This window comes from Streptomyces hygroscopicus (assembly GCF_026168105.1).
Classification (GTDB): domain Bacteria; phylum Actinomycetota; class Actinomycetes; order Streptomycetales; family Streptomycetaceae; genus Streptomyces; species Streptomyces hygroscopicus_D.
On sequence record NZ_LBMW01000008.1, the window covers coordinates 36,819 to 60,368 of the forward strand.

Annotated in this window: 20 protein-coding genes; 6 read left to right on the top strand and 14 right to left on the bottom strand. The window is 72.0% G+C overall.

Features of this window, described 5'->3' with window-relative positions; translation table 11 throughout:
* The first annotated feature begins 54 nt into the window (after positions 1-54).
* Entirely contained in the window at positions 55-1,548 is a 1,494-nt protein-coding gene (locus AAW14_RS10890) for an amino acid permease (protein ID WP_265562544.1), read from the top strand.
* 187 nt (positions 1,549-1,735) lie between these two features.
* Here AAW14_RS10890 and AAW14_RS10895 read toward each other — a convergent pair whose 3' ends face one another.
* The 6 genes from AAW14_RS10895 to AAW14_RS10920 all read right to left on the bottom strand — a co-directional run bounded on the left by AAW14_RS10895 (position 1,736) and on the right by AAW14_RS10920 (position 9,333).
* Positions 1,736-2,134 (bottom strand): NTP pyrophosphohydrolase, encoded by a 399-nt coding sequence (locus AAW14_RS10895; protein WP_265562546.1) that lies wholly within the window; start codon positions 2,132-2,134, stop codon positions 1,736-1,738.
* A 345-nt stretch (positions 2,135-2,479) separates the two neighbouring features.
* The gene (locus tag AAW14_RS10900; RefSeq protein ID WP_265562548.1) at positions 2,480-4,609 is read right to left on the bottom strand and encodes a 3-hydroxyacyl-CoA dehydrogenase NAD-binding domain-containing protein; all 2,130 of its coding nucleotides are present in this window, start codon (positions 4,607-4,609) and stop codon (positions 2,480-2,482) included.
* A complete protein-coding gene (locus AAW14_RS10905; protein ID WP_265562550.1) occupies positions 4,606-5,823 on the bottom strand; it encodes a thiolase family protein in 1,218 nt (405 codons plus the stop codon). The genes AAW14_RS10900 and AAW14_RS10905 overlap by 4 nt, the downstream gene beginning before the upstream one ends.
* A gap of 343 nt (positions 5,824-6,166) precedes the next feature.
* Entirely contained in the window at positions 6,167-7,441 is a 1,275-nt protein-coding gene (locus AAW14_RS10910; protein ID WP_265562552.1) for a ribonuclease D, read from the bottom strand.
* A 216-nt stretch (positions 7,442-7,657) separates the two neighbouring features.
* Positions 7,658-8,320, bottom strand: coding sequence for a response regulator transcription factor (locus AAW14_RS10915; protein WP_003993737.1), 663 nt, complete (start codon positions 8,318-8,320; stop codon positions 7,658-7,660).
* Between the two features lie 344 nt (positions 8,321-8,664).
* Positions 8,665-9,333: a DUF3000 domain-containing protein gene (locus AAW14_RS10920; RefSeq protein WP_265562560.1), complete on the bottom strand. Its 669-nt coding sequence runs from the start codon at positions 9,331-9,333 to the stop codon at positions 8,665-8,667.
* A 299-nt stretch (positions 9,334-9,632) separates the two neighbouring features.
* Between AAW14_RS10920 and hemE the strand changes: the two genes are divergently transcribed.
* Positions 9,633-10,700: a uroporphyrinogen decarboxylase gene (gene hemE / locus AAW14_RS10925; RefSeq protein ID WP_265562562.1), complete on the top strand. Its 1,068-nt coding sequence runs from the start codon at positions 9,633-9,635 to the stop codon at positions 10,698-10,700.
* Between the two features lie 149 nt (positions 10,701-10,849).
* Here the strand turns inward: hemE and AAW14_RS10930 are convergent, their stop codons facing one another.
* Positions 10,850-11,668, bottom strand: a complete 819-nt coding sequence (locus AAW14_RS10930) for a rhomboid family intramembrane serine protease (RefSeq protein ID WP_265562564.1) — start codon at positions 11,666-11,668, stop codon at positions 10,850-10,852.
* A gap of 124 nt (positions 11,669-11,792) precedes the next feature.
* Between AAW14_RS10930 and AAW14_RS10935 the strand changes: the two genes are divergently transcribed.
* Complete coding sequence (locus tag AAW14_RS10935; RefSeq protein WP_265562566.1) at positions 11,793-12,134, top strand: hypothetical protein; 342 nt, start codon at positions 11,793-11,795, stop codon at positions 12,132-12,134.
* Positions 12,135-12,176: 42 nt separating this feature from the next.
* On the opposite strand, the gene AAW14_RS10940 is transcribed toward AAW14_RS10935, so the two are convergent.
* Positions 12,177-13,577: an FAD-dependent oxidoreductase gene (locus tag AAW14_RS10940; protein WP_265562568.1), complete on the bottom strand. Its 1,401-nt coding sequence runs from the start codon at positions 13,575-13,577 to the stop codon at positions 12,177-12,179.
* A gap of 372 nt (positions 13,578-13,949) precedes the next feature.
* Here AAW14_RS10940 and hemG point away from each other — a divergent pair, with 372 nt between their 5' ends.
* Both hemG and hemQ read left to right on the top strand, forming a co-directional pair.
* Entirely contained in the window at positions 13,950-15,410 is a 1,461-nt protein-coding gene (hemG, locus tag AAW14_RS10945; RefSeq protein ID WP_265562570.1) for a protoporphyrinogen oxidase, read from the top strand.
* Positions 15,411-15,414: 4 nt separating this feature from the next.
* Positions 15,415-16,146, top strand: a complete 732-nt coding sequence (gene hemQ / locus AAW14_RS10950) for a hydrogen peroxide-dependent heme synthase (RefSeq protein ID WP_265562572.1) — start codon at positions 15,415-15,417, stop codon at positions 16,144-16,146.
* 13 nt (positions 16,147-16,159) lie between these two features.
* Here hemQ and AAW14_RS10955 read toward each other — a convergent pair whose 3' ends face one another.
* The 3 genes from AAW14_RS10955 to AAW14_RS10965 all read right to left on the bottom strand — a co-directional run bounded on the left by AAW14_RS10955 (position 16,160) and on the right by AAW14_RS10965 (position 18,940).
* Positions 16,160-16,402: a hypothetical protein gene (locus AAW14_RS10955; RefSeq protein ID WP_265562574.1), complete on the bottom strand. Its 243-nt coding sequence runs from the start codon at positions 16,400-16,402 to the stop codon at positions 16,160-16,162.
* 104 nt (positions 16,403-16,506) lie between these two features.
* On the bottom strand, positions 16,507-17,352 hold the full coding sequence (locus AAW14_RS10960) for a DUF4142 domain-containing protein (protein ID WP_265562576.1): 846 nt from the start codon (positions 17,350-17,352) through the stop codon (positions 16,507-16,509).
* Between the two features lie 268 nt (positions 17,353-17,620).
* Positions 17,621-18,940 carry a DUF692 domain-containing protein gene (locus AAW14_RS10965; protein ID WP_265562578.1) on the bottom strand — a complete coding sequence of 440 codons (1,320 nt, stop codon included), beginning with the start codon at positions 18,938-18,940 and terminating at the stop codon, positions 17,621-17,623.
* A gap of 734 nt (positions 18,941-19,674) precedes the next feature.
* On the opposite strand from AAW14_RS10965, the gene AAW14_RS10970 reads away from it, so the two are divergent.
* Positions 19,675-20,607: a glycoside hydrolase family 16 protein gene (locus AAW14_RS10970; RefSeq protein WP_265562580.1), complete on the top strand. Its 933-nt coding sequence runs from the start codon at positions 19,675-19,677 to the stop codon at positions 20,605-20,607.
* Positions 20,608-20,627: 20 nt separating this feature from the next.
* Here AAW14_RS10970 and AAW14_RS10975 read toward each other — a convergent pair whose 3' ends face one another.
* The 3 genes from AAW14_RS10975 to AAW14_RS10985 all read right to left on the bottom strand — a co-directional run bounded on the left by AAW14_RS10975 (position 20,628) and on the right by AAW14_RS10985 (position 23,533).
* Positions 20,628-21,377, bottom strand: a complete 750-nt coding sequence (locus tag AAW14_RS10975; protein WP_265562582.1) for an aminoacyl-tRNA hydrolase — start codon at positions 21,375-21,377, stop codon at positions 20,628-20,630.
* Between the two features lie 81 nt (positions 21,378-21,458).
* Positions 21,459-22,274 carry an enoyl-CoA hydratase/isomerase family protein gene (locus AAW14_RS10980; protein WP_265562583.1) on the bottom strand — a complete coding sequence of 272 codons (816 nt, stop codon included), beginning with the start codon at positions 22,272-22,274 and terminating at the stop codon, positions 21,459-21,461.
* Positions 22,271-23,533, bottom strand: a complete 1,263-nt coding sequence (locus AAW14_RS10985; RefSeq protein WP_265562585.1) for a cytochrome P450 — start codon at positions 23,531-23,533, stop codon at positions 22,271-22,273. The genes AAW14_RS10980 and AAW14_RS10985 overlap by 4 nt, the downstream gene beginning before the upstream one ends.
* Positions 23,534-23,550 lie beyond the last annotated feature (17 nt).

Consider the following 23,550-nt stretch of genomic DNA (forward strand, 5'->3'; position numbering starts at 1 on the left):
GGACTGGACACCCTCTCGATCATGTCGGGGACGGCAAGCGTGGGAGGCAGGCCCGTGAGCAGCACCCTCTTCCGGACGAAGAACGTCGAGCAGTCGATCCAGGACACGGAGGAACCCGAGCACGCGCTCAAGAAAACCCTGACGGCGCTGGATCTGACCGTGTTCGGTGTCGGTGTCATCATCGGCACCGGCATCTTCGTGCTGACCGGCAAGGTCGCCAAGGAGAACGCGGGACCCTCCGTCTCGCTCTCCTTCGTCGTGGCCGGCGTCGTCTGCGCGCTCGCGGCCCTCTGCTACGCGGAGTTCGCCTCCACGGTCCCGGTCGCGGGGTCGGCGTACACGTTCTCGTACGCCACGCTCGGAGAGCTGCCGGCCTGGATCATCGGCTGGGACCTGGTCCTGGAGTTCGCGCTGGGCACGGCGGTGGTCGCCGTCGGCTGGTCCGGGTACATCCGCTCGCTGCTCGACAACGCGGGCTGGCATCTGCCCGGCCGTCTCGGCGGCCGGGAGGGGGCGCACGGGTTCGGCTTCGACATCCTCGCCGCCGCGCTCGTCCTCGTGCTCACCGCGATCCTCGTCCTCGGCATGAAGCTCTCGGCCCGGGTCACCCAGCTGGTCGTCGCCATCAAGGTGACCGTGGTGCTGATCGTGATCATCGGGGGCGCCTTCTTCATCAACGGCCACAACTACGAGCCGTTCATCCCGAACGCGCAACCGGTGGCGGCGGGCGGCAGCCTCAAGGCCCCGCTCATCCAGCTGCTCGCCGGCTGGGCGCCGTCCAACTACGGGGTGATGGGCATCTTCACCGCCGCGTCCGTGGTCTTCTTCGCGTTCATCGGCTTCGACATCGTGGCCACGACCGCCGAGGAGACCAAGAACCCGCAGCGCGACATGCCGCGCGGCATCCTCGGCTCCCTCCTCATCTGCACCGTGCTGTACGTGGCGGTGTCGATCGTCGTCACCGGGATGGAGCACTACACCCGGCTGACCGTGGACGCCCCGCTCGCCGACGCGTTCAAGGCCATCGGGCATCCGTTCTACGCGGGCGTGATCAGCTTCGGTGCCGCGATCGGCCTGACGACCGTCTGTCTGATCCTGCTGCTGGGCCAGAGCCGGATCTTCTTCGCGATGAGCCGCGACGGACTGCTGCCGCGCTTCTTCTCCCGCGTCCACCCGCGCTTCAAGACCCCGCACCGGCCCACCATCCTGCTCGGCGTGGTCATCGCCGTCGTCGCGGGCTTCACGAGCCTCAGCGAACTCGCCGAACTGGTCAACATCGGCACGCTCTTCGCCTTCATCGTCGTGGCGATCGGCGTGGTCGTCCTGCGCCGGACGCGCCCCGATCTGCATCGCGCCTTCCGCACCCCGTTCGTTCCGGTGGTGCCGATCCTGTCGGTGTGCGCCTCGCTGTGGCTGATGCTGAACCTGCCGGCCGAGACCTGGCTGCGGTTCGCGATCTGGCTGGTCATCGGCTGCGCCGTGTACTTCCTCTACGGGCGCTCGCACAGCCGGGTGGGCATCGAGGAGGAGGCGCGGGCGACCAGGTGAGAGGGCGTCCGCGTGAAAGGTGCCCAAGGGCCGTCCCGTAATCCCCGGCGGGCGCACGACGACAGCTACGGCACCTCGCTGCGTTGTCGGATCGACCGAATACGCCCAGTAGGAGGACGACCCTCCGCCTTGCGATGCACCGCATCTGACGCCGCGCGCCGATCCACCGGGGATTACGGGACAGCCCTTAGCCGCGACCCGCCGGCGGTTCCTCGTCCCGCACCGTGCGGGGGCCCGTGACCTCGGCGCCCAGTTCGCTCACCCGGCGCCGCAGCTCGCGGTCCGCCGTGACGACCAGCACTGGACGGCTCCCGGCCTCCGCGACCAGCTCGACGATGCGGTCGTCGCCGCTGCCGGGTGCCGCCTCCACCCGGACTCCGGGCACGGACTCCACCCCGCGTGCCGCGCCCTCGACCACGAGCACCAGCTCCAACGGCCCTTGGCGGCCGGGCAGTCCCTCCCCGGCGTACCGCACGAGCCGGTCCCGCAGGCGCTCCGCGGCGCCCCGCCGGTCCCGCCACCACCCGTCGGGCACCGACCCGACCACGTTGGCGGCGTCCACGATCACAAGGGGCGGGGCACTCATGCTCTCCACCCTCGCACGAGCCCGCCCCACCCGCTCGGCGGTTGCTCGGAGTGGGGGAGCGGCCCGGACTTCCGCCCTGTCCACCTCCAAGGAGCGCACAGAACCCTGTTCGGCTTCCGGCCGAGGTCGCCGAGGTCGCCGGGGTCGCCGAATCCCCGAGGTCGCCGAAAGCCAGGGGTGACCGTGCGCACGGAGACGACCGGGAACGGCGCCCGAAGCGCCCCACCAGCAGCACGGAAGGGGCGGACCGCACGGAACTTCGCCGTGCGGTCCGCCCCTTCACGGGTGGAACAGGTGGACCGAGCGGTGCGCGAACCGAGTGGACCGCGCTGACCGGGACGGACCTTACGCCGGGACGCTCGCCACGCCCGGGGCCAGGAACTTCTTGCCGTTCACGCGCTCGGAGACGCCCTCGCGGTCCAGGTACGGCGTGATGCCGCCCAGGTGGAAGGGCCAGCCGGCGCCCGTGATGAGGCAGAGGTCGATGTCCTGGGCCTCGGCGACGACGCCCTCCTCGAGCATCAGGCCGATCTCCCGGGCCACCGCGTCCAGGACGCGGGCGCGGACCTGCTCGTCGGTCAGGACCGTGTCGCCCTGCTTCAGGAGCGCGGCGACCTCCGGATCCAGCTCCGGCTTGCCGCTGTCGTAGACGTAGAAGCCGCGCTTGCCCGCCTCGACGACCGCCTTGAGGTTCGGGGAGACCTTGAAGCGGTCCGGGAAGGCCCTGTTGAGGGTCTCCGAGACGTGCAGGCCGATCGCCGGGCCGACCAGCTCGAGGAGGACCAGCGGGGACATAGGCAGGCCCAGGGGTTCGACCGCCTTCTCGGCGACCTCGACCGGGGTGCCCTCGTCGATGACGTTCTGGATCTCGCCCATGAAGCGGGTGAGGATGCGGTTGACGACGAACGCCGGGGCGTCCTTCACCAGCACCGCGGTCTTCTTCAGCTTCTTGGCGACGGCGAACGCCGTGGCCAGCGACGCGTCGTCGGTGTTCTCGCCGCGGACGATCTCGAGGAGCGGCAGCACCGCGACCGGGTTGAAGAAGTGGAAGCCGACGACCCGCTCGGGGTGCTTCAGCTTCGACGCCATCTCCGTCACCGAGAGGGAGGAGGTGTTGGTCGCCAGGATCGCGTGTGCCGGCGCGACCGCCTCGACCTCGGCGAACACCTGCTGCTTGACGCCGATCTCCTCGAACACGGCCTCGATGACGAAGTCCGCGTCGGAGAAGCCCTCGGCCTTGTCCAGGACACCGGACACCAGCGCCTTGAGGCGGTTGGCCTTGTCCTGGTTGATGCGGCCCTTGCCGAGCAGCTTGTCGATCTCGGCGTGGACATAGCCCACACCCTTGTCGATGCGCTCCTGGTCGATGTCCGTGAGGACGACCGGAACCTCCAGGCGGCGCAGGAAGAGCAGGGCCAGCTGGCTGGCCATCAGGCCCGCGCCGACCACGCCGACCTTCGTCACCGGGCGCGCCAGGCTCTTGTCCGGGGCACCGGCGGGGCGCTTGCCGCGCTTCTGGACGAGGTTGAACGCGTAGATGCCCGCGCGCAGCTCGCCGCCCATGATCAGGTCCGCGAGGGCCCGGTCCTCGGCGTCGTAGCCCTGCTGCAGGTCGCCGTTCTTCGCAGCCGCGATGATGTCCAGCGCGCGGTACGCGGCCGGGGCCGCGCCGTGCACCTTGCCGTCGGCGATGAAGCGGCCGCGCTCGACGGCCTGGTCCCAGGCCTCGCTGCGGTCGATCACCGGGCGCTCGACCGTGATCTCGCCGTTGAGGACGGACGCCGTCCAGATCAGCGACTGCTCGAGGAAGTCGGCGCCCTCGAAGATCGCGTCGGCGATGCCGAGTTCGTAGACCTGCGCGCCCTTGAGCTGCTTGTTCTGGTTGAGGGAGTTCTCGATGACGACCGAGACGGCCTTGTCGGCGCCGATCAGGTTCGGCAGCAGCGTGCAGCCGCCCCAGCCCGGGACCAGACCCAGGAACACCTCGGGCAGGGAGAACGCCGGGAGGGCCGCGGACACCGTGCGGTAGGTGCAGTGCAGGCCGACCTCGACGCCGCCGCCCATCGCCGCGCCGTTGTAGTACGCGAAGGTGGGGACCGCGAGCGCGGCCAGGCGCTTGAAGACCTCGTGGCCGCCCTTGCCGATGGCCAGCGCGTCCTCGTGCTTCTTCAGCAGCTCGACGCCCTTGAGGTCGGCGCCGACCGCGAAGATGAACGGCTTGCCGGTGATGCCGACGCCGACGATGTCGCCGTCGGCCGCCTCCTTCTCGACCTGGTCGATGGCGGTGTTGAGGTTCGCCAGCGACTGGGGTCCGAAGGTGGTCGGCTTGGTGTGGTCGAAGCCGTTGTCCAGCGTGATCAGGGCGAACCGGCCGGCGCCCGACGGCAGGTCGAGGTGGCGCACGTGCGCCTGGGTCACGACCTCGTCCGGGAACAGCTCGGCCGCACCCTTCAACAGCTCAGCGGTGGTGCTCACTTGTCCCCCTCGAAGTGCGGGTTCTCCCAGATGACCGTCGCGCCCATGCCGAAGCCGACGCACATGGTGGTCAGGCCGTAACGGACCTGCGGCTGCTCCTCGAACTGGCGGGCCAGCTGCGTCATCAGCCGGACGCCGGAGGAGGCGAGCGGGTGACCGAAGGCGATGGCGCCGCCGTACTGGTTGACGCGCTCGTCGTCGTCCGCGATGCCGTAGTGGTCGAGGAAGGCCAGGACCTGGACGGCGAAGGCCTCGTTGATCTCGAACAGGCCGATGTCGGAGATGGAGAGACCCGCCTTGGCGAGGGCCTTCTCCGTCGCCGGGATCGGGCCGTAGCCCATGACCTCCGGCTCGACGCCCACGAAGGCGTACGAGACGAGACGCATCTTGACCGGCAGGTCGTTCTCGCGGGCGAAGTCCTCGGACGCGATGATCGAGGCCGTGGCGCCGTCGTTCAGACCGGCCGCGTTGCCCGCGGTGACCCGGCCGTGGACGCGGAACGGCGTCTTCAGGCCGGCCAGATTCTCCAGCGTGGTGCCCGGGCGCATCGGCTCGTCGGCCGTGACCAGGCCCCAGCCCGTCTCGCCGGCCTCGGGGTTGGTACGACGGACGGAGATCGGGACCAGGTCCTGCTGGATCTTGCCGTTGGCGTATGCCTTGGCGGCCTTCTCCTGCGAGCGCACGGCGTACTCGTCGGTCCGCAGCTTGGTGATCTGCGGGTAGCGGTCGTGCAGGTTCTCCGCGGTCATGCCCATGAACAGGGCGGACTCGTCGACCAGCTTCTCGCTCACGAAGCGGGGGTTCGGGTCCACGCCCTCGCCCATCGGGTGGCGGCCCATGTGCTCGACACCACCGGCGATGACGGCGTCGTAGGCGCCGAACGCGATGGAGCCCGCCGTGGTCGTCACGGCCGTCAGCGCGCCCGCGCACATACGGTCGATGGAGTAGCCGGGGACGGACTGCGGGAGACCGGCGAGGATTCCCGCCGTACGGCCGAGGGTGAGGCCCTGGTCGCCGATCTGGGTGGTCGCGGCGATGGCGACCTCGTCGATCTTCTTCGGGTCGAGACCCGGGTTGCGGCGCAGCAGCTCCCGGATCGCCTTCACGACGAGGTCGTCGGCGCGGGTCTCGTGGTAGATGCCCTTCGGGCCCGCCTTGCCGAACGGGGTGCGGACGCCGTCTACGAAGACGACGTCCCTGACGGTACGAGGCACGATGGCTCTCCTCCAGGGTGCGGGATGGCACTGCTGCGATGCGCTGAGCGCGCGCTCAGCTTCATGCTACTTGTGGGTAACCAAGCTGCACAGCCCCGAGGACCCAAGCGGTGAAGGTCACACCGTCGGCGGTGCGCCGGACCCCGGGTATCGAGGATCTTGGCGTGATCTCGACGTCGCCGTACCGCTACCGGGACGCCTTCGGCGCGCACCGGGGAAACATCCCGGCGGGCGGCGAAGCGGTTCCGGACGTGTGCGCCCCGGATCTGTGCCGCTCCGCCGCTTCGGCGCGGACGACCGGAGAAGAGCCGCATCCGTCGTCCGGCAGAAACGCCCGCGGCGGTCAAGCACCCACGGACACGGCCGTCACCAGTACCGGCGTCACCTGGTCGACCTGCCACGGCCGCGCCCCGTGCCGCGCGAGAGCGGCGCCCACCGACTCGGCGTCGGCGGACTTCGGCGGCTCCCAGCACAGCCTCCGCACCGTATCCGGAGCGATCAGGTTCTCCTGCGGCATGTTCAGCCGCTCGGCCAGTGCCGACACCGCGGCCCGCGCCGCCGACAGCCGTGCCGCGGCCGCCGGGTCCTTGTCGGCCCACGCGCGCGGCGGAGGGGGCCCGGTCACCGGCTGGCCCGGCTGCGGCAGCTCGGCCTCGGGCAGCACCTTGGCGCGGTCGATCGCGGCCTGCCACTGCTCCAGCTGGCGCCGACCCATGCGGTGCCCGAAGCCGGCGAGCGCCGCCAGGGCGTGCACGTTCGCCGGGAGGGCCAGCGCGGCCTCGATGATCGCCGCGTCCCCGAGAACCTTGCCCGGCGAGACGTCCCGGCGCTGCGCGATGCGGTCCCGGGTCTGCCACAGCTCCCGCACGGCCGCCATCTGCCGGCGGCGGCGCACCTTGTGCATTCCGGACGTACGGCGCCAGGGGTCCTTGCGCGGCTCCGCCGGCGGCGCGGAGGCGATCGCCTCGAACTCCTGATGGGCCCACTCCAGCTTGCCCTGCCGGTCCAGCTCCTTCTCCAGGGCGTCCCGCAGGTCGACGAGCAGCTCGACGTCCAGGGCCGCGTAGCGCAGCCACGGCTCGGGCAGGGGCCGTGTCGACCAGTCGACGGCGGAGTGGCCCTTCTCCAGGACGAAGCCCAGGACGCCCTCCACCATGGCGCCGAGCCCCACCCGGGGGAACCCGGCGAGCCGCCCGGCGAGCTCGGTGTCGAACAGACGGGACGGCATCATGCCTATTTCGCGCAGGCACGGCAGGTCCTGGGTGGCGGCGTGCAGCACCCACTCCACACCGCCGAGCGCCTCGCCCAGGCCGGACAGGTCGGGGCAGGCCGCGGGGTCGATCAGCGCGGTGCCGGCGCCCTCGCGGCGCAGTTGCACCAGATAGGCGCGCTGGCCGTAGCGGTAGCCGGAGGCTCGTTCGGCGTCGACGGCCACGGGGCCGGTGCCAGCGGCGAAGGCGGCGATCGCCTCGGCGAGCGAGGCCTCGTCGGCGATCACGGGCGGCACGCCGTCTCGCGGCTCGAGCAAGGGGATCGGCGCCGCTTCGAGGTCGTCCGGAGGGGCGCCTCCGGTGGTTCGCAGTGGGCTGTCTGCTGCGGTCTCTTGGGCGTCGGTCACCTGTCAAGGGTATCTGTGGATGGAGTACGCCCGCCGACGGAACGTTCCGTCGACGGGCGGTGGAGGGGCGCAATCCAGTCACGTCTCACTTGGGGCGGCGGGGGATTCGGGTGTGCGCGGTCCATCGGGGGGCGCACCGGGGCCGAGGGAGTCCCTGATCCGGGTCGGCAGCGGCTCGTTGCGGACGCGGAGCAGGGGGCGGCAGTGGGATACGGGTCAGTGGATGATGCCGGTTCGCAGGGCCACCGCCACCATCCCGGCGCGGTCGCCGGTGCCGAGCTTGCGGGCGATGCGGGCGAGGTGGCTCTTGACGGTCAGCGCGGACAGCCCCATGGAGACGCCGATCGCCTTGTTCGACTGGCCCTCGGCGACCAGGCGCAGCACCTCGACCTCGCGGCCCGACAGCTCGCGGTAGCCGCCCGGGTGGCTCGGGGCACCCGGGGGGCGGCGGTGCAGGCGCGCGGCGGCGGCGCCGATGGGGGCGGCGCCGGGCCGGGTGGGGAGTCCGACGTTGGTGCGCGTGCCGGTGACGACGTAGCCCTTGACGCCGCCCGCCAGGGCGTTGCGGACCGCGCCGATGTCGTCGGCGGCGGACAGGGCGAGACCGTTGGGCCACCCCGCGGCGCGGGTCTCCGAGAGGAGGGTGAGGCCGGAGCCGTCGGGTAGGTGGACGTCGGCGACGCAGATGTCGCGCGGGTTGCCGATACGGGGTCGGGCCTCCGCGATCGACGACGCCTCGATGACGTCGCGCACTCCGAGGGCCCACAGGTGGCGGGTGACGGTGGAACGGACGCGTGGGTCGGCCACGACGACCATGGCGGTCGGCTTGTTGGGGCGATAGGCGACCAGGCTTGCGGGCTGCTCGAGGAGAACGGACACCAGGCCTCCTGGAGGGGGTGCGGGTGCGGGACGGGGCCGGCTCTGGGGATGAAGCCGAGACGAACCGTGCTTTCAAGGTCACAGTCGTCTTCGGCACCAAACTCGTGCTCCTTTAGAGAATGATCACGATTTGGTGAGTAACAATCCGTGCAATTCGGACGCGCGAGCGATCAACCGAAGATCGAATCGGTTCGCTCCGTTGTCGATATGCGGCTGAAAGTGGCCGTATCGACAAAGAGATGGCAAGAAACGTCAACCTCGAACTGACGAGGGGCGCTGCGGGACGGGCACGCGGCACCGCCCCTCGTCGGAGTGGGCCGGAAGATGCGGAAGGCGCGGTGGCGTCAGCGGGACTGGGGCCCCCGGCGCTGCGGCAGGGTCACCACCGAGGTGTCGCCCGGGGCCGCCGGGGGCAGGCCGGCCACCTGGGACAGCAGGTCGCACCAGGAGGCCAGGTGGGCGGCCGTGTCCGGGACACCGCCGACACCTTCGCGGGGCGTCCAGGAGGCACGGATCTCGATCTGTGAGGCGGCCGGGCGTGCGGCGAGTCCGCCGAAGTAGTGCGAGCTCGCGCGGGTGACGGTGCCGCTCGGCTCGCCGTACGCCAGTCCGCGGGACTGGAGCGCGCCGGTCAGCCAGGACCAGCACACCTCGGGCAGCAGTGGGTCGGCGGCCATCTCCGGTTCGAGTTCCGCGCGCACGAGCGTGACCAGACGGAAGGAGCCCTGCCAGGCGTCGTGCCCGGCCGGGTCGTGCAGCAGGACGAGACGTCCGTCGGCCAGGTCCTCGTCCTCCTGGACGACGGCCGCCTCCAGCGCGTACGTGAACGGGGCGAGCCGCTGCGGGGGACGTGTCGGCTCGATCTCGATCTCCGGCCGCAGCCGCGCGGTCCGTAGCGCGTCGACCGCGGTGCGGAACGGCAGCGGAGCCGTCTCCGTCCCATTGGGGTCCCCCTCCTCCGCGTCGTCCATTCCGCCAGCGCCGTCCGTCGGTTGTCCCTGAGCCGCAGCCATGCGGGGAAGGTTAAGGGGAAGAAAGCGATTTCGCAGGTAGAGACACCCTTTGCCGTCGGCCTCCGGCGGTTTGGCCGGGAACCGCGCGGGGTGGCTGTGGGCGCTGCCGTCGGGGGTGCGAACGGGCGCCCGCTCGCCAAGGGGAATCGGATCGAGCGGCGGCCGCGGGTCGCCCGTGACCGGTCGCGTTCCGCGGCGGAGCCGCGCGAGGTCACGGCCCCGCGCCCCTCGGGGCGCTCCTGCCGGGCCGCCACCGCCCCCGGAGTCCGCTGTCCGTGCGGCGTGCGAGACTTCTTGGCGTGAGTGTCAATGACCGCCCCGCGACGGGCCAGCCGACAGCGACGTACGACTCCGCCTTCCTGAAGGCGTGCAGGCGCGAGCCGGTGCCGCACACACCGGTGTGGTTCATGCGGCAGGCCGGACGCTCCCTGCCCGAGTACCGCAAGGTGCGCGAGGGCATCCCCATGCTCGAGTCCTGCATGCGGCCCGAGTTGGTCACCGAGATCACGCTGCAGCCCGTACGCCGGCACGGCGTGGACGCGGCGATCTACTTCAGCGACATCGTCGTCCCGCTCAAGGCCATCGGTCTCGACCTCGACATCAAGCCCGGCGTCGGCCCCGTCGTCGAGCAACCGATCCGCTCCCGCGCCGACCTGGCCCGCTTGCGCGACCTGACCCCCGAGGACGTCTCGTACGTCACGGAGGCCGTCCAGTTGCTCACCGCCGAGCTGGGCGAGACACCGCTGATCGGTTTCGCGGGCGCGCCCTTCACGCTGGCGAGCTACCTCATCGAGGGCGGCCCCTCGCGCACGTACGAGCACACCAAGGCGCTCATGTACGGTGACCCGCAGCTGTGGGCCGACCTGGTGGACCGGCTCGCGGACATCACGGCCGCTTTTCTGAAGGTCCAGATCGAGGCGGGCGCCTCGGCCGTCCAGCTCTTCGACTCCTGGGCCGGTGCCCTCGCTCCCGCCGACTACCGCCGCTCGGTCATGCCCGCCTCGGCCAAGGTCTTCCGGGCCGTCGAAGGGTACGGCGTTCCCCGCATCCACTTCGGTGTCGGCACCGGCGAGCTCCTCGGGCTGATGGGCGAGGCCGGCGCGGACGTCGTCGGTGTCGACTGGCGCGTCCCGCTCGACGAGGCGGCCCGCCGCGTCGGTCCGGGCAAGGCCCTCCAGGGCAATCTGGACCCGGCGGTCCTCTTCGCCCCGACGGAGGCCGTCGAAGCCAAGACGCGCGAGGTGCTGGGCGCCGCCGCCGGACTCGAGGGCCACGTCTTCAACCTCGGCCACGGCGTGATGCCCTCCACCGACCCGGACAGCCTCACCCGGCTCGTGGAGTACGTCCACGCGCAGACGGCGCGCTGACGCCCCTTCCTCTTTTTACGGCTCCGGTTCGCCTTCGGTTTTTACGGCTCCGGTTCGCCTCCGGCGCGCCCCTTCGGCTCACTCGCCGTCCAGCGCGTCCCTGCGGCTCCTCCGCCGTCCCGCGCGTCCTCCTGCCGTGCGCCTGCGGCTCACCAACCGTGCCGCGCCTGCCTGCCCCACAGCAGGCCGCGCGGCTCGGGCGGCGGCGGGGTGCCCGGACGCAGCGGCCAGGCCAGGATCATGCCCACGATGAAGCCGACCACATGGGCCGCGTACGCCACGGTCCCGGCCGAGGAGACGGCGCCCCCGTAGGAGTAGAGCGCCTGCAGCGCGAACCAGAAGCCGAGCACGATCCAGGCGGGCAGCCGCAGGGGCAGGAAGATCAGGAACGGGACCAGGACCCAGACCCTGGCCCGGGGATAGAGGGCCAGATACGCGCCGAGCACACCCGCGATGGCACCCGACGCGCCGATCAGCGGGGCCCCCGAGAAGTCATTGAGGTACGCGAAGCCGTACGCCGCCGCGTACCCGCACACCACATAGAACAGCGCGTAGCGGATGTGGCCCAGGCGGTCCTCGATGTTGTTGCCGAAGATCAGCAGGAAGAGCATGTTCCCCAGCAGATGCAGCCAGCTGCCGTGCAGGAACATCGCGGTGAGGACCGACAGCGGCGGTGACTTGTGGTAGGTCGGCGGGGCCACCACACAGCCCGGGCCGTTCGGGCCGATGCCCGTCGCGCCCGTGGGGACGAGCCGCGGGAACCGGTCATGGATCAACTCGCGCGGCACCGCCGCGTAGTGCTCCAGGAATGCCTGGAGATGACACAGCTGGGACAGGCCGCTCCATCCCGCCACCGAGCCCGTCAGACCCGGGGTGGACAGGAAAACCAGGAAGTTGGCCGCGATCAGCGCGTACGTCACATAGGGCGTACGGCGCACCGGGTTCTCGTCATGGACGGGTATGACCACAAGGAATTAGTGCCCTGGACGGGCCGGGCGAATCGGTGAACGCGTCGGTCCGCGTGTGCGTATGTCTCCTCAACCGCCCGCGGCGGGGGGAAGGCGTGTCGCGGGGACGACGTGAGGACAGGCGATGAACGACCGAAGGACCCCTCCGATACACGCTCTGCCCGACGGCGAGGCCGAGCTCGCCCTGGTGATCCACCTGCCCTGGGAGGACGTCGCCCGGCTCGGCCAGGAGGCCGGCCGGCTCGCCACCCAGATGCAGCGTCCCGTCACCCTCGACGAGGCCGTCAGCCACCGGTTGCGCTCCACGCGGCCGGCCGCCCACGCGAAGCCGTCGGCCGCGCCGCAGTCGGCCGCCGTGCCGTCCAGTGCGTCCGTGGCGTCCCTGCCGTCCCGGCCTCCGGCCGAGCAGGCACGTCAGGCCATCGAGCGGATCAACGGAACGAACGGGCAGCACGAAACGGCGTGAGCGGGTCCGCGCCCTTGACGGGGTGCGCTCCTCCTGCCCTGCCTACCCGGCGTTTCTTCGCACCGCCGCGGTCGCCTTGCGGGCCGCCACCAGGATCGGGTCCCACACCGGTGAGAACGGGGGCGCGTAGCCCAGGTCCAGGGCGGTCATCTCCTCCACCGTCATGCGTGCGGTCAGTGCTACGGCAGCGATGTCGACGCGCTTGGCCGCGCCCTCACGGCCGACGATCTGGACGCCGAGCAGCCGGCCGGTGCGGCGCTCGGCGAGCATCTTCACCGTCATCGGCGCGGCGTTCGGGTAGTAGCCCGCGCGACTGGTCGACTCGATGGTGACCGTCTCGTACTGGAGCCCCGCCCGGCGCGCGTCCTTCTCGCGCAGGCCCGTGCGGGCGATCTCCAGGTCGCAGACCTTGCTCACCGCCGTGCCCACGACCCCCGGGAACGTGGCGTAGCCGCCGCCCACATTGGTGCCGATCACCTGCCCGTGCTTGTTGGCGTGCGTGCCCAGCGCGATGTGCCGTTCGCGTCCGGAAACCAGGTCGAGGACCTCGACGCAGTCGCCGCCCGCCCAGATGTTCTCTTGGCCGCGCACCCGCATCGCCAGGTCGGTGAGCAGCCCGCCGTGGTCGCCGAGCGGCAGTCCGGCGGCCTTGGCGAGCGCCGTCTCCGGGCGCACACCGATGCCGAGGACCACCACGTCCGCCGGGTATTCGGCGGCTTCCGTCCCGACCGCCCGGACCTGCCCGTCCTCGCTGGTGAGGATCTTGGTGACCCCGGCGTCGTTCACCATGGTGATGCCGAGTCCCTCCATGGCCCGGTGCACGAGGCGGCCCATGTCCGGGTCGAGCGTGGCCATGGGCTCGCTGCCGCGGTTGACGACGGTGACCTCGTAGCCGCGGTTGATCATCGCCTCGGCCATCTCCACACCGATGTATCCGGCGCCGACGACGACCGCCCGGCGGCCCCGCGTGGCGGCCAGCGAGTCCAGCAGGGCCTGGCCGTCGTCCAGGGTCTGCACCCCGTGCACCCCCGGCCCGTCGGCGCCGGGCAGGTCGGGTCGGATCGGGCGGGCACCCGTCGCTATCACGAGCCGGTCGTACGACGTCCACCCCTCGGCACCCGTGTCGACGTCCCGCGTGCGCACGCGACCGCCCTCGACATCGATCTCCGTGACCTCGGTCCGCATCCGCAGGTCGATGTCGCGCGCCCGGTGTTCCTGCGGCGTACGGGCGATCAACTCGTCCCGGGTGGCGACGTCACCACCCACCCAGTAAGGGATCCCGCACGCCGAGTAGGACGAGAAGTGGCCGCGCTCGAACGCCACGACCTCCAGCTCGTCGGGGCCCTTGAGACGGCGCGCCTGCGACGCGGCGGACATGCCCGCTGCGTCGCCACCGATGACGACCAGGCGCTCCCGGGAACGACTCGTACGGCTCATGCTCATACGAACACGCTACGGGGGCAGGGCATTTCAGTCGCGCTCGCCCCGGCGGGCGGATGCGCGCGATCCGCACCCACGGCAGCGCCGGAAGCGGCCCGAACACCGCGAAGGGGAGTGCGGGGCGGGAGCGTGCCGGGCCGGTGTGGTCCTAGCCGGACGTCTGCCGGGCGATCGGCGCCTCGAGACCGCTCTCACGCGAGCTCAACTCCCCGTCCCGCCTGACCACGTCACCGGGCTCGGCCGCTCTGTGCAGCCATGGGGGACACCGTATGGACGATGCCGTCGCACGCGGCGGGCGACGCGGCCCTGGCGCACAGCCGCCCGCGGGACCGGGCGCCCGCGGAAGTGCCGGTGGCGTCTGAGAGGCTGGGAGCCATGAGCACAAGGGAGGCCCGCGCGGACGTCGCGGGGCATGTCGTCGTCATCGGAGGCGGGATCGCGGGGCTGGCCGCCGCCCACCGGCTGCTGGACCGGGGCGCGCGCGTGACGGTGCTCGAGGCGTCGGACCGGGTGGGCGGAAAGCTGCTGCCCGGCGAGATCGCAGGCGTGCGGGTCGACCTGGGAGCCGAGTCGATGCTGGCGCGGCGGCCCGAGGCGGTGGCGCTCGCCCGCGAGGTGGGCCTCGCGGACCGGCTCCAGCCGCCCGCCACGGCGGCCGCCTCGATCTGGACGCGCGGCGCCCTGCGCCCGATGCCCAAGGGACACGTCATGGGCGTCCCCGGCACCGCGGCCGCGCTGTCCGGCGTCCTGTCCGACGAGGGTCTGCGCCGTATCGAGCGGGACGCCCGGCTGCCGCGCACGGAGGTCGGCGACGACGTGGCCGTGGGGGAGTACGTGGCGGCGCGGCTCGGGCGCGAGGTCGTCGACCGACTGGTGGAGCCCCTGCTCGGCGGCGTCTACGCGGGTGACGCGTACCGCATCTCGATGCGCTCCGCCGTCCCGCAGCTCTTCCAGGCCGCCCGGACGCACGATTCGCTGACGGAGGCGGTCCGCGAGATCCAGGCGAAGGCGGCCTCGGCCCCCCAGCCGGGCCCGGTGTTCATGGGCATCGAGGGCGGTGTCGGACGGCTTCCCCTCGCGGTTGCGGAGTCGGTGCGGGCGCGGGGCGGCGAGATCCTGCTGAAGAGCCCGGCGGACGGACTGCTCCGCACCCCCGGGGGCTGGGAGGTCCTGACCGAGGGCCACGTCCTCGCGGCGGACGCGGTGGTCGTCGCGGCCCCCGCCCCGGAGGCCGCCCGCCTGCTGCGCACCGCGTCCCCCGAGGCGGCCGCCGAACTGCGCACGGTCGAGTACGCGTCCATGGCCCTCGTCACCCTCGCCTACCGCCGGGCCGACCTCGCTCTGCCCGAGGGCAGCGGCTTCCTCGTACCGCCGGTCGACGGGCGCACGATCAAGGCGTCGACCTTCGCGTCCCAGAAGTGGGGCTGGATCGCCGACGAGGACCCGGACGTGGTCGTGCTGAGGACGTCCGTCGGGCGGTACGGCGAGACCGAGGTCCTGGGGCGCGAGGACGCGGACCTCGTGGCCGTCTCGCGGCACGACCTGCGCGAGGCGACGGGCCTGGACGCCGCGCCGATGGGGACCCGTGTCACCCGGTGGACCGACGGCCTGCCCCAGTACCCCGTCGGGCACCACGCCAGGGTGGCCCGCATCCGCGAGCGCGTCGCCGGGGTGACGGGCCTTGCCGTGTGCGGTGCGGCGTACGACGGGGTCGGCATCCCTGCGTGCATCGCGAGCGCGTACGCGGCCGTGGACCGGCTCGGCGGAGACCTGCGCGCTGTGCACGAGCTCACCGCCAACCCGGTGCAGAGCCTGCACGGCGGAGCGGGAGAATAGGCACATGAGTGACGACGCCCCCACCACCGAGTCCGGCAGGATCCCGAACAAGGGCAAGCTGGCCAGGGACCTCAACGAGGTCATCCGCTACACGCTGTGGTCCGTCTTCAAGCTGAAGGACGTGCTGCCCGAGGACCGCTCCGGCTACGCCGACGAGGTCCAGGAGCTGTTCGACCAGCTCGCCGCCAAGGACGTGACCATCCGCGGTACGTACGACGTGTCGGGGCTGCGCGCCGATGCCGACCTCATGATCTGGTGGCACGCCGAGACCAGCGACCAGCTGCAGGAGGCGTACAACCTCTTCCGCCGCACCAGGCTGGGCCGCGCCCTCGAGCCGGTCTGGTCGAACATGGCGCTGCACCGCCCGGCCGAGTTCAACCGCTCGCACATCCCGGCGTTCCTCGCCGACGAGACGCCGCGCAACTACGTCAGCGTCTACCCCTTCGTGCGCTCGTACGACTGGTACCTGCTGCCGGACGAGGACCGTCGCCGCATGCTCGCGGACCACGGCAAGATGGCCCGTGGCTACCCGGACGTGCGCGCCAACACGGTCGCCTCTTTCTCCCTCGGCGACTACGAGTGGATCCTCGCCTTCGAGGCCGACGAGCTGTACCGCATCGTCGACCTCATGCGCCATCTGCGAGCCTCGGAGGCGCGGATGCACGTCCGCGAGGAGGTGCCGTTCTTCACCGGACGCCGCAAGTCGGTGGCGGAGCTCGTCGCCGGTCTCGCCTGACGCCCCGGGCGGCCTACGGCGCCTGCCGGTCCTTCGCGGCGCCGGGATCCCCGGCCACCCCTGGCCCGTTCGCCCCGCCGACGGGCCCGTGCGGCTTCCGGAAGCGGGTCCCGGCGCTTGCGGCGTGCCGGGCGGCGACGGCTGTGCCCCGCAGCTGGGGGTCACCGGGCCGCGCGGCCGCTCCGACCGCCGGGACGGTGACGAGACCCGTCAGGAGCAGGGCCCCGGCGGCGGATCCGAGGGCGACAGCTCGCATCGCGTATCCCTTCGTGCACGGCAGCGACAAAAGGGATGTTTCGTTCGGCGGCGGGAGAGGTGAAGCACCGACCGCGGGTGTCGCGCCGGGTGAGGGGCGAGGCACTACGGGGGCGGGCTGGACGTGGCCGGCGGCATGGCGTACGTCGCCGACGGGGCGACCGGGTCCGGCGAGGGGGCGACCGGGTCCGGCGAGGGGGCGACCGGGTCCGGCGAGGGGGCGACCTGGACGGGCGACGGCGCGACCGGGACCGGGATGCCGGGATCGTTCGTGGGGCCCGGAGGGGCGGGGGAGTAGGTGAGCGGGGGCGGGCTCGCAGTGGCCGCGTCCCTGGCCAGCCAGTCGAAGTCGACGTAGCCGGTGGCCTCCAGGACCTTCATGTGGTCCAGGACGGTCGCGTTCGCGTCGTCGGCGAGGCCGCGCACAAGCGTGTTGCGCGTGGTGGCGCGGACCTGGGCCACGACGGCGAACACCTTGCCGTGGGCGCGGCGCAGCAGGTTGGCGAAGTCGCGGTCGTACTCCTCGCCCTGGGCCGCGTCGAGGGTCGCGAGCCACTGTTGCTGCTGTGCGCTGGGCTGGTTGGGCAGGGCGAGGCCGAGCCGCCCGGCCACGTCGCGGACGCGGGCGTCCAGGAAGGCATGACCCTCGACGAGGTGCTCTCCCGCGGTGCGCACCGCCTGGGTGGTCCCCTTCTGCTCGGCCTGCTCGCCCGCCGGCAGCTCCCACAGACCGGCCAGCCGGACCTTGGTGACGAAGTCACGGTCCAGCGCGGACAGCGGACCGTACGCCGTCGACACGGTCTGGGCGCTCAGGGTGTCCAGGCCGGTGCCGGAGCGGTCCGCGTAGGACCAGACCGGGAAGACCAGTGCGGCGAGGGTCGCCGCGAGCAAAGTGATGACGAGCCCGGTCCCGCTGAGGATTCCGCGGCCCTGGACGGGTCTGGATCGCATGGTGCCTCCTGCTTGCGGCACCGCACGCCAGTCCGCTTCGGGTGCGCGTTGGCATATTACTGGGCTGCCGACGCCAACTTCCGTACGCGGGAAAACAGTTGGAAAGCGGGCATAGCGCGTCAATGTCCGGTGCATGAAGGAGGGTATTCCCTGCCGAAATGATGCAAATGGGCCGCCGTGTCTGCGCGATGTGCCGCCGGTGTTAACCGCGGCACACTTCGCGGACACGGCCTCCGTCGCACACACGTGAGTGGTACGAGCGACGCCCTCAACGCCGCAGGAGGACCCGGCGCGTGGCGCGGGCGAACCGGGCCGCGGGGTGCCCGGACGGTGGGGTCGGACCCGAGCGCTCCAGCCACCAGTCACGCAGTCGGCGCCGTGTCTCGGCGTCCTCGGGGCGCCCGGCGAGCAGCAGATGCCCGGCGAAGTCGAGGGCGTCGCGCCGGTAGCCGCCGGTCATGGGGTGACCGTGGGCGTAGACGAGGAAGGCGGGCCGGTACCCCTCCCCGAGCATCTCGGGCAGCTCGGGCGCGACCTTGGCCACGACGCCGGCCCGCTTGGAGGCCAGGGCGCGCGCCTGCACTCCGAGCCGCACCCGGTCGAATCCCTCGGGCACCGGGGTGCCGGCGACGAGGGAGGAGAGCAACGCGGCCTGGGCGAGCGCGACTCGTTCCCGGGCCGCCTCGCCGCGGCCCGCCGGGTCCGGGGCGGCCGTGCGGGAGACCGCGGGCCGGGCGGGCGGGGCGGGAGGCTCGCCGCCCGCCGACGCCTTCTCCACCGTTTCCCGGATGGTGGTCAGCTCCCGCTCCAACTCGAGCGGTTCGGGGAAGTTCTCGTCGCGTTCCAGCAGGACGCCGGGTGGCGTGGTGCGGGACGCGAGGTCGGCCAGGATGTCGAGGACCGGCTGCGGCACCGGGTGGGCGTGGCTGTCGTGCCAGACGCCGTCGCGTTCGAATCCGCCCGCGACATGGACGTAGGCGATGGCCTCGAGGGGCAGCCCGTCCAGGGCCGCGGCCGGGTCCTCGCCCCGGTTGACATGGTTGGTGTGGAGGTTCGCGACGTCGATCAGCAGCCGGACCCCGGTGCGGTCGGCCAGCTCGTACAGGAACTGTCCCTCCGTCAGCTCCTCGCCCGGCCAGGAGATCAGCGCCGCGATGTTCTCCACGGCGAGCGGCACGGGCAGGGCGTCCTGGGCGATGCGTATGTTCTCGCACAGCACGGCCAGGGCGTCGCGGGTGCGCGGGATCGGGAGCAGATGGCCCGCCTCCAGCGCCGGCGAGGCGGTCAGCGGGCCGCCCGCCCGCACGAACGCGATGTGCTCGGTGACCAGCGGTGAGCCGAGGGCCTCGGCGCGCTCGGCGAGGGCGGCCAGCCGCGCCTCGTCGGGGTGGTCGGCGCCGCCGAGGCCGAGCGAGACGCCGTGCGGGACGACGGTGACGCCGCGCTCGCGCAGACGCAGCAGCGACTCGGGAAGATGTCCGGGGCAGACGTTCTCGGCCACGGTCTCGACCCAGTCGAGGCCGGGCATACGCTCCACGGCGTCGGCGATCTCCGGCCGCCATCCGATGCCCGTTCCCAGTCGCCTCATCGTCCCCTCCTTCACCACGGATCCCCCGGGACCGCCGTGGTGCGGACCACGGCAGCACCGGCCGGGCCGTCCGTCCCCGTCGTCGGACCCCCGCTGCCGGTGTGACGGAGTCATGGCCCCGCACCCCGGGGCCGAACCCCTTCCCGGGGACGTTCAGAGCAACATTTGAGGTTCCAACCGGTTCCGGCCCGCTTGCCGGGCTACTGGGAGCACCTTGTCCGAGTCGACGGGCTCGGGCCGGCCGGTGTTCACCGTGCCCGGGGCGCCCGGGGACGGCTGGGAGTCGGTGGGAAGGCCGTTGCCCGGCGCCGCGGCGGGCGCCGAGGGCACGACGGCACCGGGGACGGGCGCCGGGGGACCGGTCGGGCCGCGCGCCGACGGTGGCGGCGAGTGCCGTGATGAGGAGGGCCGTACCGTCGGTACGCCGCAAAGGAGCCTCCCGGGGAAACCAACTGGTCGTTGGGGATCGGTGCTTGGCCGGTGCCGGGAGGCACGTACGGGGGCGCCGGGGTGTTCAAACACTGGGCAAGCCCCGCTGATCCTTGGGTAAAAACCGCTGGTCGGCGGCCTATCCCCGACAGCCGCGACGCCCTCTTCGGATGAGACCACCCCAACGGCGGAACTCATGCGCGCGGCCTCCAGGAAGACCTGTTGGAGGCCCCTTCCCACCTTGCCCGGCCCCGGGGTCCCGGCGACCGCCGCGCCGGTCGCGGCCCCCGAGTCAGGAGCAGGAGATGAGCCGAGACCGCCGACCCCGACCGCACCGCCCCCGCGGTGTCGTCGCCCTTGCCCTGGCCGCCCTCGTGGTGGCCTTCCTGCCGCCCCGGGCGGATGCCGTGACACCGTCGCAGGACGCCTGCCACACCACGAGCGACGTCATGCCTCGCGGCGACTGCGGCCCCTTCCACCAGGTCTTCGCCGAGGACTTCAACGGCGACGTGGTGCCGCTCGGCTCCTTCAGCGACTGCGACCACCACGCCGACACCCGCAGTGCGTACTGTGGCGGCCTCACCGGCTCCTACCGCGCCGACTGGTGGGCCTACCCGCGCGGCTGGTACGACACCGCGAACCCCCGCAACCACTCAGACGGCGACAACCGCGTACTCGGCGGCGAGTACCGCGCCGACGACACCGTGTGGGTCGGGCCCGCAGCCAACGGCGACGGCCGGATGCACATCCGTATGTACCGGCCGGCGTCCGGGGGCGACCTCCATGTCGCGGCCGTCGTACCGCGCAAGGTGATGCAGCAGACCTACGGGAAGTACAGCGCGCGCGTCCGTGTCGTGAAGGCCGCGCCCGGCTACAAGAGCGCCTGGCTGCTCTACGGCGGCGGCTGCGAGATGGACATGTACGAGCAGAACTGGGTCGACACCGTCCATGTCTTCCACCACCCCTGCGACGGCCGCGTCCAGGGCTACGCCGACACCGGCAAGCCCTTCACCGACTGGCACACGGTCAGCCTGGAGTGGACCCCCGGCCAGGCCCGCTACTACGTGGACGGCCGGCTGTACCTGAGCGACACGCGCGGTGTCGCCGCGCAGCCGCTGAGCTGGATCCTGCAGAACGAGAGCGCCCTGTACGGGGCCTACGCCGCGCCCGGCTCCTGGGCGCAGATGGACATCACCTGGGTCACCGCCTACACGTACCGGGGGCCGGGATCCTCGTAACGGGACCACCCCCGTGCTCGTCAGCGCTGCCGCAGTGCCGGATGGTCCGCGACCACCGTGCAGCTGCCGGGGGCGATCTCCGTGAAGCCCGCGTCCCGCACCACCGGGAGGCCCGAGGCGGTGAGTTCGTCCCAGCGGTACGGGTCGGCCGTGCGCACGGCGAGGGGGAAGCCCGCCTCGCGCCAGGACACCCGCTCTTCGTCCGGCAGCGCCCACCAGGCGAGGTGCGCGCCGTGGCCGGCCTGTGCCATGGCCTTGCCCGCCGACATCTCGAGCTGGGGATTCAGCCAGAGCACGGGGGCCGCCGGGTCCGCCTCGACGGGCGGTTCGGGGTCGTCGAGGTCCGTCCCGGACACCTGCAGCCGGGCCAGATCCTTGGGCCAGCCGTCCACCGGGACGGGCGGAAAGACGCGGACCTCCGCCGACTTGCCCATGACGGTGATCCCCGGGAGCGCCTCGGCCCGCCGCCACTCCGCGCCGCGCGCCCGTCGCACCACCTTGCGGATCCGCGCGTCCTGCCAGTCCCGCATGGCCCGGGCCCACTCACCCTCGCCTGCGGAACGCTCGTCGCTCAGGATCCCGAGCACGGCGCGAGCCGCCGTCTCCAGCGCGTCCGTACGTGCCGGAGGGGCGGCCCGCTCGATGCGGGCGACAAGCGGCAGCACGAACTGCGGGGCCTCGTCGCGCGCGGTGGGCTCGGAGCGGAAGGGGCTGTCCTGGCCGGCGCCCGGGGAGTCCGCGGACGCGGCGGGGGTCTGGTCACTGCTCACGACGTCCAGTCTGCCAGGCGGGACGAGGGCGCCTTCCTGGCATGCGCCCGGCCTCGGGAGCGGTGATGCGACCGACCGGTTTCACGCCAGATGGCCGATTCTGCGGCCCTCCGGAGTTCTGGCGTACTCGGCCGCGGCGAGTACCGAGGCCATCAGTTCGGAGTCGAGGGCGGCCCCGTCGGCGAGGCGGGTGGCCGCGGCGTGGGCGTTGAGCAGGAGCTTGGTGACGCGCAGGGCGGCGGGGGAACGGCGCAGGACCGGTTTGGCCCAGGCCATCACCGCCGTGTCGAGGTCCTGTTCGGGGACGACGTTCTGCAGGACGGACAGGCTCCGGGCCTCCTGCGCGGAGAAGGCACGGCTGGTCAGTACGAGTTCCCGGACCCGTGCCGCGCCCACCTCGTTGAGGAGCCGGGGCAGCAGGCCGCCCCAGGCGGTGGGCAGGCCGAGGGCGAGCTCGGGCAGCCGGAAGGTCGCCGTGTCGGCTCCGACCCTGAGGTCGCAGGCGAGGGCGAGGGCGAGTCCGGCGCCGATGGCCTTGCCCTGGATACGGGCGATGGTGACGGCCGGATTGTCGGTCAGGGCTTCGCAGACGCGGCGGGCCTTGGTCCCGGAGGCGCGGATGCCGGAGCCGGTGGGGTCCTCGGCCAGATGCCCGGCGAACTCGGTGCGGTCGCCCCCGAGGCAGAAGTCCGGCCCGGCGCCGGAGAGCACGATGACCCGGGTGTCCGCATCCTGTGCGTCGAGGACGGCGAGCAGTTCGTCCAGAAGCGTGTCGGTGACAGCGTTGCCCAGGTCGGGGATGTTCAGCTCGATGAACAGCAGGGGGCCCTGCCGGCCGGTCCGCAGCGCCTCGAGGGTCCGGCCGGTGTCGGTGGCCGTGAGCGGCAGGACGGTCATGTCGTCACTTTCAGGGAGGTCACGCGCCGGAAGACCATGCGGGGCGCGTAGGTGGGGGCGGTGAGGGGGGTGAGGGTCGGGAATCGTTTCAGCAGGTGCGACAGCAGCGTTCGGGCTTCCAGGCGGGCGAGGGCCGCGCCGAGGCAGTAGTGGGCTCCGCCGCCGAAGGTCAGGTGGCTGCCGTTGCGGAGGATGTCGAAGGCGTGGGGGTTCTCGTTGCGGCGGGGGTCGTGATTTGCGGCGCCGTACAGGATGTGGACCACGGTGTCCTTCGCGAGGGGAACCCCCGCAAGGACGGTGTCGTCGGCGGCGATGCGGGTGTTGAGGTGGATCGGCGGGTCGTAGCGCAGTGCCTCGTCGATCGCGTCGTCGATGTGCTCGGGGTGGTGGCGCAACCACCTCCACCGGGACGGGTCCTCCAGCAGGAGCCATACGGCGACGGAGAGCAGGGTCGCCGTGGTCTCCAGCGAGGCGATGGTGACGAACATCGCCAGGTAGTAGAGGACGTGGTCCGCGGCCGCCCGGTCGTCGGGCAACCGGGCGTCCCAGTACTGGATCCAGCCCGAGAGGACGTCGTTGCCGGGACGGGCGCGGCGCTGCCGCACGAGCTCCGTGAAGAAGGCCCGCAACTGGACCGTGGCCGCCGCGGAGACCCCGAGTTCGCTGCGGGTGGGCAGCAACTCCTGTGCGTGGACCTGGCGATGGGTGATGTCCAGGATGTGCGCGTAGTTCTCCTCGGCGATGCCGAGCCAGTGTCCGATGGTGCGGATGGGCAGTTGCTCGCTGACCGTGGTGACGAAGTCGGCCTCGCCCCGGGCGCGCAGGCCCTCCTCCAGGGCGTCGAGGAGCCGGGTGACATGGTCCTCGACGTCGGGTTGTAACGCTTCGAGCGTCTCGCGGTCGAAGAGGTTGCCGAGGCCGCGCCGTTGTCCGGTGTGGGCCGACGCGTTGAGGCGGGAGAGGGTGTGGCTCATCTCCTGGGTGGCGACGTCCTGCCAGCGCTCGGGGTCGGGCTGGCGCTCCTGCCAGGCGACATCGGGCACCAGCCAGTTCCTGCCGCGCAGGACCTGGCTGCATGCCTCGAAGCCGGTGACGAAGTATCCGCCCCAGGGAGCGGGGACGACGTCGCCCATGGAGCGCAGCTCTTCCCAGAGAGGTTGGGGGTGTGTCCGTCCTTCGAGGGAACGCAGGCGCCGGAGGACTGAGATGACGGCGCGGCGGTCGATGGTGATGCCGCCTATGTCGTCAACAGCGGTCACGCGGAGCTCCTTCGGCC